Genomic DNA, 12,922 nt, shown 5'->3' on the forward strand with positions numbered 1-12,922 from the left:
CGTCGCCCGACTCGATCGTCCGGCGGCGCGCCCACCGATCGAGACCATGAACAGCTACGACCAACCCGATCCCAGCGGCCATTTCGGCATCTATGGCGGCACCTTCGCCAGCGAAACGCTGACCCACGCGATCAACGAATTGCGCGAGGCCTACGCAAAATACAAGGACGACCCAGAGTTCCAGGCCGAATTCCGCCACGAACTCGCGCATTTCGTGGGCCGTCCCTCGCCGATCTATCACGCGGCACGAACCAGCCGCGAGATGGGCGGCGCGCAGATCTACCTGAAGCGCGAGGACCTGAACCATACCGGCGCGCACAAGGTCAACAACACCATCGGCCAGGCGATGCTCGCCCGGCGCATGGGCAAACCGCGCGTGATCGCCGAGACCGGTGCCGGCCAGCACGGCGTGGCCACGGCCACCATTTGCGCACGCTACGGGCTCGAATGCGTGGTCTACATGGGAAGCCAGGACGTCAAGCGCCAGAGCCCGAACGTCTATCGCATGAACCTGTTGGGCGCGACCGTGATCCCGGTCGAATCGGGCAGCAAGACCCTGAAGGACGCGCTGAACGAAGCGATGCGCGACTGGGTCACCAATGTCGAGAACACCTTCTACATCATCGGCACCGTGGCCGGTCCGCATCCGTACCCGATGATGGTGCGCGACTTCCAGCGCGTGATCGGCGACGAGTGCATTGCGCAAATGCCGGCGATGCTGGCGGCACAAGGCATCACCGGCGAGGCTGAAGGCCGGCAGCCGGACGTCGTGGTGGCATGCGTGGGCGGCGGCAGCAACGCCATGGGCATCTTCCACCCCTACATTCCCTTCACGGGCACGCGCCTCATCGGCGTCGAAGCGGCTGGCGAAGGACTGGACAGCGGCAAGCACGCAGCTTCGATCCTGCGCGGCAGCCCCGGCGTGCTGCACGGCAACCGCACGTACCTCCTGCAGAACGATGACGGGCAGGTGACCGAGACTCACAGCATCAGCGCCGGGCTCGACTACCCCGGCGTCGGGCCCGAGCATGCCTACCTGGCCGACATCGGCCGTGCCGAGTACGTGGGGGTCACCGATGCCGAGGCCCTCGAGGCCTTCCACTACCTGTGCCGAACCGAGGGCATCATTCCGGCGCTCGAATCCAGCCATGCCCTGGCCCACGCCATGAAGCTCGCGAAAACCATGCGTCCCGACCAGTCGATCCTGGTCAACCTCTCGGGCCGCGGCGACAAGGACATCGGCACCGTGGCCGACCTGTCGGGGGTCGACTTCTACGATCGGCCGTCGATGCGCGGCCTCAGCGTCAAGGGAGGCAAAGCATGAGCCGCATCGCTGCCACCTTCGAGCGCCTTCGCGAGCACGGCGGCAGGGCCCTGATTCCCTACGTCACCGCAGGCTTCCCCTACGCCGACATCACCCCCGAGCTGATGCACGGCATGGTGGAAGCAGGCGCCGACGTGATCGAACTCGGCGTGCCCTTCTCCGACCCGATGGCCGATGGCCCCGTGATCCAGGCCGCGGGCGAAGCCGCGCTGGCGCTGGGCATCGGCATGAAGCAGGTGCTGGCGATGGTGAGCACCTTCCGCCGCAAGGATGATGCGACGCCGGTCGTGTTGATGGGCTATGCCAATCCGATCGAGCGCTACGACGGCGTGCACGGTAAAGGCAGCCTCATCCGCGACGCCGCGGCCGCCGGCGTCGACGGGCTGCTGGTGGTCGACTATCCACCCGAGGAATGCGAGGACTTCGCCGCCGGCCTGCAGGCGCACGGCATGGACCTGATCTTCCTGCTGGCCCCCACCAGCACCGCCGAGCGCATGGCGCAGGTCGGCCGCATCGCCACGGGCTATGTCTACTACGTCTCGCTCAAGGGCGTGACCGGCGCCGGGCACCTCGACACCGAGGCAGTCGGCCGAATGATCCCGCGCATCCGCGAGCACGTGAAGCTGCCGGTGGGCGTGGGCTTCGGCATCCGCGATGCCCGCAGTGCCCAGGCGGTCGGTTCGACGGCGGACGCGGTGGTGATCGGCACCCGCATCATCCAGCTGATCGACGGCCAGCCCCGCGAGCGGGTGGTACCCCTGGTGAGCGAATTCCTGGCGGAGATCCGGGAAGCGCTGGATGCACTGCCGGCCGCGACGGCCAAGAATGCGGCTGGTCGATAATGCGGAGTTGACCCACACCCCGAGCCCCTATCCCGCGGGCGGGAGAGGGCGCTACTCGCCGCGAAGACCTTGTTTCGCGAGAACTTCGAACTGGAGCCCCCATGAGCTGGCTTGAAAAACTGCTTCCGCCCAAGATTGCGCCCACCGACCCGAGCGAGCGGCGCCAGATGCCCGAAGGCCTCTGGATCAAGTGCCCGAGCTGCGACACCGTGCTCTACAAGACCGACCTCGAGCACAACCAGAACGTGTGCCCGAGTTGCAGCCACCACCACCGTATCGGCGCGCGCGCGCGCATCGACGCCTTTCTGGACTCGGAAGGCCGCTACGAAGTGGGCCAGGAAGTCCTGCCGGTCGACGCCCTCAAGTTCAAGGACAGCCGCAAGTATCCAGAGCGGCTCAAGGAAGCACTCGAAAACACCGGCGAGACCGACGCACTGGTAGTAGTGGGCGGCTCGGTCCATAGCATCAACGTGGTGGTGGCCTGCTTTGAGTTCGACTTCATGGGCGGCAGCATGGGCAGCGTGGTCGGCGAGCGCTTCGTGCGCGGCGTCGAGACCGCGATCGAGCAGAAGGTGCCCTTCATCTGCTTCACCGCCACCGGCGGCGCGCGCATGCAGGAAGGCCTGCTGTCGCTGATGCAGATGGCCAAGACCAATGCGGCGCTCACGCGCCTGGCCAAGAAGGGCCTGCCCTACATCAGCGTGCTGACCGACCCGACCATGGGCGGCGTGAGCGCCGGCTTCGCCTTCGTGGGCGATGTGGTGATCGCCGAGCCCAAGGCACTGATCGGCTTTGCCGGCCCGCGCGTGATCGAATCGACCGTGCGGGTAACGCTGCCCGAAGGCTTCCAGCGCGCCGAATTCCTTCAGACCAAGGGTGCCATCGACTTCATCTGCGACAGGCGCGAACTGCGCAAGACGGTCGCCAACACGCTGGCGATGCTGCTGCGCCAACCGGCCGACGCAGTGGTCTGACCCCGGGCTAGCGGCCCATCCCGAAGACGGCCGCCATGAGGCTTCCCAGCACGATGGCACCCACCTGGAGCAGCACGATCGCGGCGAGCGGCGACAGGTCCACGCCGCCCACAAGCGGGATGAAGCGCCTCAGCGGCCGCACCAGCGGCTCGGCCAGCCGGCCGATGAGGTCCTGGAGCATCGACGACGCATTCGGGATCCACGAGAGAACCGCGTAGACGATCAGCAGCGCAGTCAGGCCTGACACCGCCAGCTGCATCAGCCCGATCAGCGACACCAGCGGCAGGATCGCCCAGCGGCCGAGCGCCCCCATCAGGGCCCACAGCAGCAGGAATTTGAGCATCACCAGCAACCACGCGGCCACGGCGCTCGCCAGGTCCCAGCGCTTGACCGCGGGGATGACGCGCCGCAGCGGCAGCACGATCCAGTCGGTGATCGCGAACACGAAGCGCCCCAGCGGGTTGCCGAAGGGCACGCGGTGGTACTGCATGTACAGGCGCAGCAGGCACGCCCCGCCGAGGAGGCCGACGATCACGTCGAGAAGGAACGAAGGGATCTGGTAGAACATGGCGCGCGGTCGTGAACGGAATGCGATGATAGCCATGCAAGGTTCCTCGATGACGACTCAACCCCTCCCGCAGCCCCTGCCCCTGTTCCCGCTGGGTACCGTGCTCTTTCCCGGCGGCTTCCTGCCCCTGCGCATCTTCGAGGTCCGCTACCTGGACATGATCGGCAAATGCCACAAGGCCGGCACGCCCTTCGGCGTGGTGAGCCTGACGCAGGGCGCGGAAGTCCGGCGCGCGGGCGCGGAGGCCGAGCGCTTTGCCGGTGTCGGCACGCTCGCCGAGATCCGCGAGTTCGAAGTCCCGCAGGTTGGGCTGATGCAGATCGCCTGCGTGGGCACGCAGCGCTTCCGCGTGCGCACCAGCGCGTTGCAGACGCATGGGCTCTGGACCGCGGAGGTCGACCTCGTCGCCGACGACGTGGCGCTCGCCGTGCCCGATGACCTTCGGGCCGTCTCCGACGCGCTGCGCCGCCTGGTGGACACCCTGGAGGAGCGGCGCCGCGGCGAGCAGCTGCGGTTGCCGGTCCAGGCGCCCTTCCGTTTCAATGATTGCGGCTGGGTGGCCAACCGTTGGTGCGAGCTGCTGCCCGTGCCGACTGAGCTCAAGCAGCGGCTGATGGAGCTGGATAGCCCCTTGATGCGACTCGAGCTGGTGGGCGACCTGCTCGTGCGCACCGGGATCACGAAGTAGCCCGGCAGCCGGGCTGCAAGACACCGCCGGCTAAAATGGCGGGTTGCGCGCGGCTGCCCGCGCTTCTACTTCCCCCTCATGTCCGACGCACTCCCCTCTTCTTCCTCCGCCCACGACGACAACCAACTCATTGCCGAACGGCGCGAGAAGCTGAAGGCGCTGCGCGCCGCACAGGTCGAGGGCAAGGGCGTCGCCTTTCCGAACGACTTCAAGCCCGCCGACCGCGCGGCAGCGCTGATCGCGGCGCACAACGAAACAGAGCCCGAGGCGCTGGAAGCCACGCCGATCGCCGTCAGTGTCGCGGGCCGCATGATGCTCAAGCGGGTGATGGGCAAGGCGAGCTTCGCCACCGTGCAGGACGCCACCGGCCGCATCCAGCTCTACGTCACGCGAGATGCCGTCGGCGAAGCGCCCTACGCCGAGTTCAAGCACTGGGACCTGGGCGACATCGTCGGCGCCGAAGGCACCGCCTTCAAGACCAAGACCGGCGAGCTCTCGGTCAAGGTGACCCGGCTGCGCCTGCTGACCAAGAGCCTGCGCCCCTTGCCCGACAAGTTCCACGGCATGGCCGACCAGGAGCAGAAGTACCGGCAGCGCTACGTCGACCTGATCACCGACGAGTCGGCACGCGAGCGCTTCGTCGCACGCAGCCGCGCGGTGAGCGCGCTGCGCGAATTCATGGTGGCCAACGGCTTTCTCGAGGTCGAGACGCCGATGCTGCACCCGATGCCGGGCGGCGCCAACGCCAAGCCCTTCAAGACGCATCACAACGCGCTGGACCAGGAGATGTTCCTGCGCATCGCGCCAGAGCTCTATCTGAAGCGCCTGATCGTCGGCGGCTTCGAGCGCGTCTTCGAGATCAACCGGAGCTATCGCAACGAGGGCATCTCGGTGCGGCACAACCCCGAGTTCACGATGATGGAGTTCTACGCGGCCTACTGGAACTACCGCGACCTGATGGACTTCACCGAGACGCTGATCCGCACCATCGCGCAGAAGAGCGTCGGAAATCTCCAACTCGAGTACCAGGGCAAGCCGGTGGACCTGAGCCAGCCTTTCGAGCGGCTCACCATCCGCGAGGCGATCGCCAGGCACACCGAGGCCGGCGCGAACGCCGACGATGCCCCCTGGCTGCGCGATGCCCTCCGCAAGCTCGGCTTGAGCGAGGAGAAGGACAAGCTCTCCCAACGCAGCCTGGCGAGCCTGCAGGTGATGTACTTCGAGGAGACGGTGGAAGAGAAGCTCTGGCAGCCGACCTTCATCATGGAACACCCGACCGAGATCTCGCCCCTGGCGCGCGCCAACGACGAGCGCCCGGAGGTCACGGAGCGCTTCGAGCTCTACATCACCGGCCGCGAGTTCGGCAACGGCTTCAGCGAGCTCAACGATGCCGAAGATCAAGCCGCGCGCTTCAACGCCCAGGTCTCGGCGAAGGACAGCGGCGACGACGAGGCGATGTTCTTCGACCACGACTTCGTGCGGGCGCTGGAGTACGGCATGCCGCCTACCGGCGGCTGCGGCATCGGCATCGATCGCCTGATGATGCTGCTGACCGATTCGCCCAGCATCCGTGACGTGATCCTCTTTCCTGCATTGCGCCGGGAATCTTGAGTACACAGGCGCCCGTCCTCGGCATCGACTTCGGCACGTCCAATTCCGCGGTCGCGTGCGTGGCCGGGAGCGAGCTCGCCCGCCTGCTGCCGCTGGAGGGATCGGCGACGACGATCCCGACCGCGGTCTTCTTCAACACCGAGGACCGCAGCACGCATTTCGGCCGCGAGGCAGTCGCACTGTACCTGGCGGGCACGGAAGGCCGGCTGATGCGATCGCTCAAGAGCCTGCTCGGCAGTGCGCTGATGCAGGACCAGACCGAGATCGGCCACCAGCGGGTGAGCTTCGAGGACATCATCGCCCTCTTCCTGTCGGAGCTTGCTGCACGCGCCCACCGGCAGCTCGGCGCGAGGCCGGCGCGGGTCGTCGTCGGCCGCCCGGTGCATTTCGTGGATGATGACCCGGCGCGCGACCGCGAGGCCGAAGCCACGCTGCGCCGGGCCGCGCGGAACGCCGGCCTGGGCGACGTCGACTTCCAGTATGAGCCGATCGCCGCCGCCTTCGACCACGAGCGGCGCGTCACCCGCGAATCGCTGGTGCTGATCGTCGACATCGGCGGTGGCACCTCCGACTTCACCGTGGTGCGCCTGGGCCCTGGGCGGATCGCGAAGGCAGATCGCTCCGGCGACGTGCTGGCCACCACAGGCGTGCACATCGGCGGCACGGACTTCGACCAGCGGCTCAGCGTCGAATGCGTCATGCCGCATTTCGGTTTCCGCCATATCGGGCCGCAGGGCCGCGAGGTGCCGAGCAGGACCTTTTTCGACCTGTCGTCATGGCACCTGATCAATTGGCTCTATGCGCCGAAGGCGATCCGGCAGGCGCAGGAGCTGCGCGTCAACTACCTCGATACACGGCTGCACGACCGGCTCATAAACGTGCTCTCCGACCGGCAGGGGCATCGCATTGCCAGCGAGGTGGAAGAGGCCAAGATCCGCAGTTCGATGACCAGCGATACCGTGGCGATCGACCTGTCGTTCGCAGAGCCGAAGCTGAACGCCATGCTCACGGCCGGTGACATGGACCGCCAGCTCGCAGTGCAACTCGACAACGTGGTCGCGTGTGCCCGCGATTGCGTCGCGCGCGCGGGGCTGCACGGCGAGCAGCTCGACGCCCTCTACCTGACGGGCGGCTCCTCGGCCCTGCGCCCCTTTCAGGGTGCCCTGCGACGGGCCTTTCCGGCCACGCCGGTCATCGAAGGCGATCTCTTCGGCGGCGTGGCCGCAGGCCTGGCCTATGCCGCTGCCGGCGCCGGAACGCCGCGACCCGCGTGAAGTACCTGGCAGCCTACCCCGCGGCGCTGCGCGCCCAGGTCGAGGAGCTGATGACGCAGGGCCGGCTCGGCGACTGGCTCCTCAAGCGCTACGGTGGCGTGCACGGCATCCGGACCGACCGCGCGCTCTACGACTACGTGAGCGGACTGAAGAGCGAGTTCCTGCGCAACGCCGAGCCGCTGGCCAAGGTTGCCTTCGACAACAAGCTGCACGTGATCCGCAACGCACTCGGCACCCACACGACCATCTCGCGCGTGCAGGGCGGCAAGCTCAAGGCGAAACGCGAGATCCGCGTGGCGAGCTTGTTCAAGGAAGTGCCGATCGAATGGCTGCGCATGATCGTCGTGCACGAACTGGCGCACACGAAGGAGCGCGAGCATGACAAGGCCTTCTACCAGCTCTGCATGCATATGGAGCCGGACTATCACCAGTTCGAATTCGACCTGCGCCTCTACCTCACGCACCTGGAGAGTGGCGGCTCCGCCCTCTGGTCGGCGACGGCCTGACCGAGGTCAGAGCCCGGACAGCGTCGCGGCAGCATGCCGATAGGCCGGCGAGCGCATGAGGTCGTCCCAAGCGAGCGCACCACCCCGCGGCAGCAGAGCGCGCCGACGCGCCTCGCGGACCGCCTCCGGCTTCCAGCGGCCGTTGCGGCGCGCTGCGGCAAAACCGTCGAGCACTTCGTCGAGCGCCGTGCTCTCGCCGATGCTCTGGTTGCACAGCAGCGCGAGGTCGCAGCCAGCGTCGAGGGCGGCAAGCGCGGCGTCGCTGTAGCTCAGCAGCTCACCCTGGATGCTGCGCGCGGCCTCCATGCTGAGGTCGTCGCTGAATACCGCCCCGTCGAAACCCAGTCGGCCGCGCAGGATCTGCTGCAGCCACTTCGGCGAAAAGCCTGCCGGACGGGTGTCGACCTTCGGATAGATCACATGCGCCGGCATGACTGCAGCCAGCGTGCCGCGCAGCCAGTCGTAGGGCTTTGCATCGTCGGCCAGGATCGCCTTGAGGCTGCGACGGTCCACGGGGATCGCCACGTGCGAGTCGGCACGCACGAAGCCGTGCCCCGGGAAATGCTTGCCGCAGTTGGCCATGCCTGCCTGCAGCAGGCCGTGCGTGAGGCTGCGGGCCAGCAGTGCGACGACGCGCGGATCGCGATGGAAGCTTCGGTCGCCGATCACGCTGCTTTCGCCGTAGTCCAGGTCCAGGACGGGCGTGAAGCTGAAATCGACGCCGCAGGCACGCAGTTCGGCGGCCAGCACTTGGCCGCAGGCCACGGCCGCCTGGGTGGCGCGCATCGGATCGCGCATCCAGAGCTCGCCCAGCGTGCGCATGGAAGGCAGGCGGGTGAAGCCATCGGAGCGGAAGCGCTGCACCCGTCCTCCTTCATGGTCGACGCAGACCAGGATGTCCGGCCGCAGGGCCTTGATCTCGGCGTTGAGGGCGCTCATCTGCGCCCGGTCTTGCCAGTTGCGCGCGAAATGGATCACGCCCCCCACCAGCGGATCGGCAAGGCGGCGACGGTCGGCGGCATTCAATGCGGTGCCCGCGACGTCGATGATCAAGGGGGCGTGCGCGGGATTCTGGTCGGTCATGGCTTGCGTTCGACCACGACAAAGCTGGCCGCGTAGTCGGTCTCGTCGGTCACCGTCACGTGCGCGACCAGGCCTTCGGCCTCGAACCAGTCCTTCAACACACCATGAAGCACGATCACGGGCTTGCCGCTGCGCTGGTTCGCGATCTCGCACAGCCGCCAGCTCATCGGCATGCGCATGCCCAGGCCGATGGCCTTGCTGAAGGCCTCTTTGGCGGAAAAGCGCGTGGCCAGGTAGCGCAGGCCGCGCTTCGGCCAGCGGGCGCTGCGGGCACGCCAGACCTTGAGTTCGGCCTCGCTCAGCACGCGCTGCGCGAAGCGCTCACCCTGGCGCTCGAAGGTGGCGGCGATGCGGCGGATGTCGCAGATGTCGGTGCCGATGCCGTAGATCACGCGGCCTCTCGAATACAGCGCAGGTAGTCCCGCGTGGCCGCGGCGTAGCCGAGCTCCAGCGCATCGGAGACGAAGGCATGACCGATCGAAACCTCGCGCACACCGCGCACCGCCCGCAGGAAGTCGGTGAGATTGTCGCGGCTCAGGTCGTGACCGGCATTGACTTCGAGCCCGGCCGCCTGCGCCGCGCGGGCGGCCTCGGCGTAAAGGGCCAGCACCGCGTCAGCCCTGGAGGTGCCCCGCGAGGCGGCATAGCCTTCGGTGTAGAGCTCGATGCGGTCGGCCCCGACGGCCTTGGCGGCCGCCATCATGTCCGGCTCCGGGTCCATGAACAGGCTCACGCGCACGCCCAGGGTCTTGGCTTCGGCTATCAACGGCCGCAGCCGATCGGCATCGTCGGGGAAGGTCCAGCCGTGGTCGCTGGTCGACTGGGCCACCTCGTCGGGAACGAAGGTGGCCTGGTGCGGGCGCAGCTCTCGCACGAAGTCCATCAGGTTGTGGAACGGGTTGCCCTCGATGTTGAACTCGGCCTGGGGCCAGTCCTTGCGCAGCAGCTCCGACAGGTCCTGGACGTCCTGCGGGCGAATGTGGCGCTGGTCGGGCCGGGGGTGCACCGTGATGCCGTGCGCCCCGGCATCCAGGCACAGCGCGGCGGCGAAGAGCACGCTGGGGATGCCCAGCGAGCGCGTGTTGCGCACCAGCGCCACCTTGTTGAGGTTGATCGACAGGGAAGTGCTCATAGGGCTTGCAAGTCTCTCATCATCTGGCGCGTACGCAGCGTGCTCACACCGCAATGGTAGTTGAGCAGCACGCGCAGCTGGTTGCGCAGCGCGCTGCTGGCCCCGGCGTTCAGGGTCGCGACCTGGCGCAGCGTGGCAGCCAGCGGCGCGCGTTCCTCGAGCGTGCGTTGCAGGGCCAGCCAGCCGGCGCCCTCGAGTGCGGCTTCGTCCTCGGCGGCGAGGCGCAGGCCAGCCTCGGGCACGAGGGCGTAGCGAGTCTGCGTGTCGAGGGGCGCCAGCGTCAGTGTTTCGATATCGAGCACCGGCAGCAACCCGACCTCGCGCAGCAGCAGCAGCTCGAAGGCCCGCAGCGCGGCGGCCTGGGTAGCAGCCTGGGCGCCCCCATGGTCGCCGGCCAGCACCTGCACCATGACGGCGTAGCCGTCGAACAGCGCCTCGTGCGCGTCGTCGCGCGCCAGCAAGCGCAGCAGCAGTTCATTCAGGTAGTAGCCCGACAGCAGGGCTTCGCCGGTGGGCATCACATGGCCTCCCATCCACTCGGCCCCCTTGAGCGTGCGGATCTCGGCGTCGCCGCCGTAGCTGACTTGCAGCGGCTGCAGGGGAAGCAGCACCGGCCGGAAGTTGGAACTCGGCCGCTTGGCCCCCTTGGCCACCAGGGCGATGCGTCCGTGATGGCGGGTGAAGACCTCCAGGATCAGGCTCGACTCGCTCCAATCGTAGTGGTGCAGCACATAGGCCGGTTCATGCGAGACGCGGTGGGTTGCCATTCACCCTCGGCCGTGTTCATTCATATCCGAATGAACGTACCCGTGCCTCGTCGTCGGCCCAGCCCGAACGCACCTTGACCCACAGCTCGATGAAGACCTTGGCGTCGGCGAGCTTTTCGAGCTCCTGCCGCGTTTCCATGCCGATGCGCTTGATGCGCTCGCCCTTGTCGCCGATCACCATCGCCTTGTGGCTGTCGCGCTCTACGACGATGGTGGCGGCGATGCGCAGCAGGCGTTTCTGGCCCTTGCGGGCAGGCGGCTCCTCCTCGTACTTGTCGATCACCACGGTCGATGTGTAGGGAAGCTCGTCGCCGGTCAGGCGGAACAGCTTTTCCCGCACCAGTTCGCTGGCGAGGAACTGCTCGCTGCGATCGGTGAGCTCGTCCTCGGAATACCACCAGGGCTGCTCCGGCAGGTACTTTTCGCAGATACCGAACAGGCGCTCGATGTCCTTCGGATTCTTGGCCGACATCGGGACGAGCTCGGCGAAGGCGTGCCGGGCCTGCATCTCCTGCAGCCACGGCGCTAGCTCGCTGCGGCGATGCACGTTGTCGAGCTTGTTGGCGATCAGCACCGTCGGGATGCCGGTGCCGAGCAGCTTCAGCACCCGCTCGTCGGCCGCGGTGAAACTGCCGGCCTCGACCACGAAGAGGATCAGGTCCACGTCCGAGACCGCGCCCACCACGGTCTTGTTGAGCGAGCGGTTGAGCGCGTTGGCGTGCAGCGTCTGGAAGCCCGGCGTGTCGACGAAAACGAATTGCGTCAGCCCACGCGTGCGCATGCCGGTGATGCGGTGCCGCGTCGTCTGCGCCTTGCGCGACGTGATGCTGATCTTCTGGCCCACCAACGCGTTGAGCAGCGTCGACTTGCCCACGTTGGGCTTGCCGACGATGGCAACAAGGCCGCAGCGCTGGCCGGGGGATGGGTCCGGCCCCGCTCCCTCTGCGGGAGGGAGCGGACTGGATTCGATGGGATGGTTCATGGGGATGCCTTTGCAGCGCCTCCGCGCGCCTTGAGCCGGATCAACATGGCGGCGGCCGCGGCCTGCTCGCCGGCGCGGCGCGAGCCGCCGATGCCGCGTTCGCGCAAGCCCAGCTCGGACACCTCGCATTCGACATCGAAAGTCTGCTTGTGCGCCGCGCCCAGCGTGCCGATCACGCGGTAGACCGGCAGCTTCATTTTGTGGCCCTGCAGCCATTCCTGCAATTCGGTCTTGGGGTCCTTGGCCGCGGCGTCCATGCGCGGCGTGATGGCAACGGACTCGTAGAGCCGTCGCACCAGCGCCTGTGCCGGCCCGTAGCCGGCATCGAGGTAGACGGCGCCGATCAGCGCCTCCAGCGCATCGGCCAGGATCGAAGGCCGGTTCGGCCCGCCGGACCGCGCTTCCCCTTCGCCCAGCCGCAGCAGCGGGGACAGCGCCAGCTTGAGCGCCAGTTGATGGAGGGTGTCCTGCTTGACCAGATTGGCCCGCACCCGGGACAGGTCGCCCTCGGGAAGTTGCGACAGTTGCTCGTAGAGCAGATGGGCGACCGCCAGGTTGAGCACCGAATCGCCGAGGAATTCAAGCCGTTCGTTGTGATCGGCGGAGAAACTGCGATGCGTCAATGCGCGCTGCAGCAACCGCGGGTCTGAAAAGGAATGCTGGAGACGCGCCTGCAGCGCGTCGAGGCCACCGCCCGTCACGGCTGGCCCGTCGAGGCGTTGCGCCAGAACCTGCGCAGCCCCTCGGCAGGGCGACGCAAGGGCTTGGCCGCGACCCCGTGTGCGTCCATTTCAGTTCGATTGGCCTGCGTACTTGAGCGTCAGGTAGGCCGGACCGAACAGGTGGATCTCGCGCTCATAAGCGAAGGACACCACGACCTTGTCGCCGACCTTCTTGACGTCGAGGTCCTTCCCCGCGACCGACTGGAAGTCGTCGATGGCCTGAGCCCGGTCGAAGATCGCCCGCACCTCGGGAACGGTCGTTCCCTCCTTGGCCTTGTTCGCCGCCTTGGTGATCGCCTGGTACTCGATCAGCGTCGGAATTACCTGGGCCACCACCACGCCGACGCAGGCCAGCACGACGGCGACGAACAGCAGCCCGATAAAGGATATGCCACGCTGGCGCCGCCTGGATTGACTTGCTCTCATCCCTCTTTTCCCTCCAAAACCTC

General features: G+C 67.3%; 15 protein-coding genes. 7 read left to right on the forward strand and 8 right to left on the reverse strand.

Annotated elements, in window-relative coordinates; genetic code table 11:
* The first annotated feature begins 46 nt into the window (after positions 1-46).
* The 3 genes from trpB (at position 47) to accD (ending at position 3,140) form a co-directional block, all read left to right on the forward strand.
* Positions 47-1,324 carry a tryptophan synthase subunit beta gene (gene trpB, locus E5P3_RS23465; protein ID WP_162588151.1) on the forward strand — a complete coding sequence of 426 codons (1,278 nt, stop codon included), beginning with the start codon at positions 47-49 and terminating at the stop codon, positions 1,322-1,324.
* On the forward strand, positions 1,321-2,166 hold the full coding sequence (trpA, locus tag E5P3_RS23470) for a tryptophan synthase subunit alpha (protein WP_162588152.1): 846 nt from the start codon (positions 1,321-1,323) through the stop codon (positions 2,164-2,166). Before trpB ends, trpA begins: the two co-directional genes overlap by 4 nt.
* Positions 2,167-2,267: 101 nt before the next feature.
* Positions 2,268-3,140: an acetyl-CoA carboxylase, carboxyltransferase subunit beta gene (gene accD, locus E5P3_RS23475; RefSeq protein WP_162588153.1), complete on the forward strand. Its 873-nt coding sequence runs from the start codon at positions 2,268-2,270 to the stop codon at positions 3,138-3,140.
* A gap of 7 nt (positions 3,141-3,147) precedes the next feature.
* Here the strand turns inward: accD and E5P3_RS23480 are convergent, their stop codons facing one another.
* Positions 3,148-3,708 carry a YggT family protein gene (locus tag E5P3_RS23480; protein WP_162589819.1) on the reverse strand — a complete coding sequence of 187 codons (561 nt, stop codon included), beginning with the start codon at positions 3,706-3,708 and terminating at the stop codon, positions 3,148-3,150.
* Between the two features lie 49 nt (positions 3,709-3,757).
* On the opposite strand from E5P3_RS23480, the gene E5P3_RS23485 reads away from it, so the two are divergent.
* From E5P3_RS23485 to E5P3_RS23500, 4 genes are all read left to right on the forward strand, one after another.
* Entirely contained in the window at positions 3,758-4,396 is a 639-nt protein-coding gene (locus E5P3_RS23485) for an LON peptidase substrate-binding domain-containing protein (protein WP_232073290.1), read from the forward strand.
* A gap of 78 nt (positions 4,397-4,474) precedes the next feature.
* Complete coding sequence (lysS, locus tag E5P3_RS23490) at positions 4,475-6,007, forward strand: lysine--tRNA ligase (RefSeq protein WP_162588155.1); 1,533 nt, start codon at positions 4,475-4,477, stop codon at positions 6,005-6,007.
* Entirely contained in the window at positions 6,004-7,281 is a 1,278-nt protein-coding gene (locus E5P3_RS23495; protein WP_232073292.1) for an Hsp70 family protein, read from the forward strand. Before lysS ends, E5P3_RS23495 begins: the two co-directional genes overlap by 4 nt.
* Positions 7,278-7,787: a YgjP-like metallopeptidase domain-containing protein gene (locus tag E5P3_RS23500; RefSeq protein WP_162588156.1), complete on the forward strand. Its 510-nt coding sequence runs from the start codon at positions 7,278-7,280 to the stop codon at positions 7,785-7,787. The genes E5P3_RS23495 and E5P3_RS23500 overlap by 4 nt, the downstream gene beginning before the upstream one ends.
* Before the next feature lie 6 nt (positions 7,788-7,793).
* Here E5P3_RS23500 and nagZ read toward each other — a convergent pair whose 3' ends face one another.
* From nagZ to E5P3_RS23535, 7 genes are all read right to left on the reverse strand, one after another.
* Positions 7,794-8,870, reverse strand: a complete 1,077-nt coding sequence (nagZ, locus tag E5P3_RS23505; RefSeq protein ID WP_162588157.1) for a beta-N-acetylhexosaminidase — start codon at positions 8,868-8,870, stop codon at positions 7,794-7,796.
* Positions 8,867-9,262 (reverse strand): holo-ACP synthase, encoded by a 396-nt coding sequence (gene acpS, locus E5P3_RS23510; RefSeq protein ID WP_162588158.1) that lies wholly within the window; start codon positions 9,260-9,262, stop codon positions 8,867-8,869. Before acpS ends, nagZ begins: the two co-directional genes overlap by 4 nt.
* Complete coding sequence (locus E5P3_RS23515; RefSeq protein WP_162588159.1) at positions 9,259-10,002, reverse strand: pyridoxine 5'-phosphate synthase; 744 nt, start codon at positions 10,000-10,002, stop codon at positions 9,259-9,261. The genes acpS and E5P3_RS23515 overlap by 4 nt, the downstream gene beginning before the upstream one ends.
* Positions 9,999-10,769, reverse strand: coding sequence for a DNA repair protein RecO (recO, locus tag E5P3_RS23520; RefSeq protein WP_162588160.1), 771 nt, complete (start codon positions 10,767-10,769; stop codon positions 9,999-10,001). Before recO ends, E5P3_RS23515 begins: the two co-directional genes overlap by 4 nt.
* A gap of 16 nt (positions 10,770-10,785) precedes the next feature.
* Positions 10,786-11,751: a GTPase Era gene (era, locus tag E5P3_RS23525; protein WP_232073294.1), complete on the reverse strand. Its 966-nt coding sequence runs from the start codon at positions 11,749-11,751 to the stop codon at positions 10,786-10,788.
* On the reverse strand, positions 11,748-12,452 hold the full coding sequence (gene rnc, locus E5P3_RS23530) for a ribonuclease III (protein WP_162588161.1): 705 nt from the start codon (positions 12,450-12,452) through the stop codon (positions 11,748-11,750). The genes era and rnc overlap by 4 nt, the downstream gene beginning before the upstream one ends.
* A gap of 90 nt (positions 12,453-12,542) precedes the next feature.
* Entirely contained in the window at positions 12,543-12,899 is a 357-nt protein-coding gene (locus E5P3_RS23535; RefSeq protein WP_162588162.1) for a DUF4845 domain-containing protein, read from the reverse strand.
* Between the last annotated feature and the right edge of the window lie 23 nt (positions 12,900-12,922).

Source organism: Variovorax sp. RA8, from assembly GCF_901827175.1.
Classification (GTDB): Bacteria; Pseudomonadota; Gammaproteobacteria; order Burkholderiales; family Burkholderiaceae_C; genus Variovorax.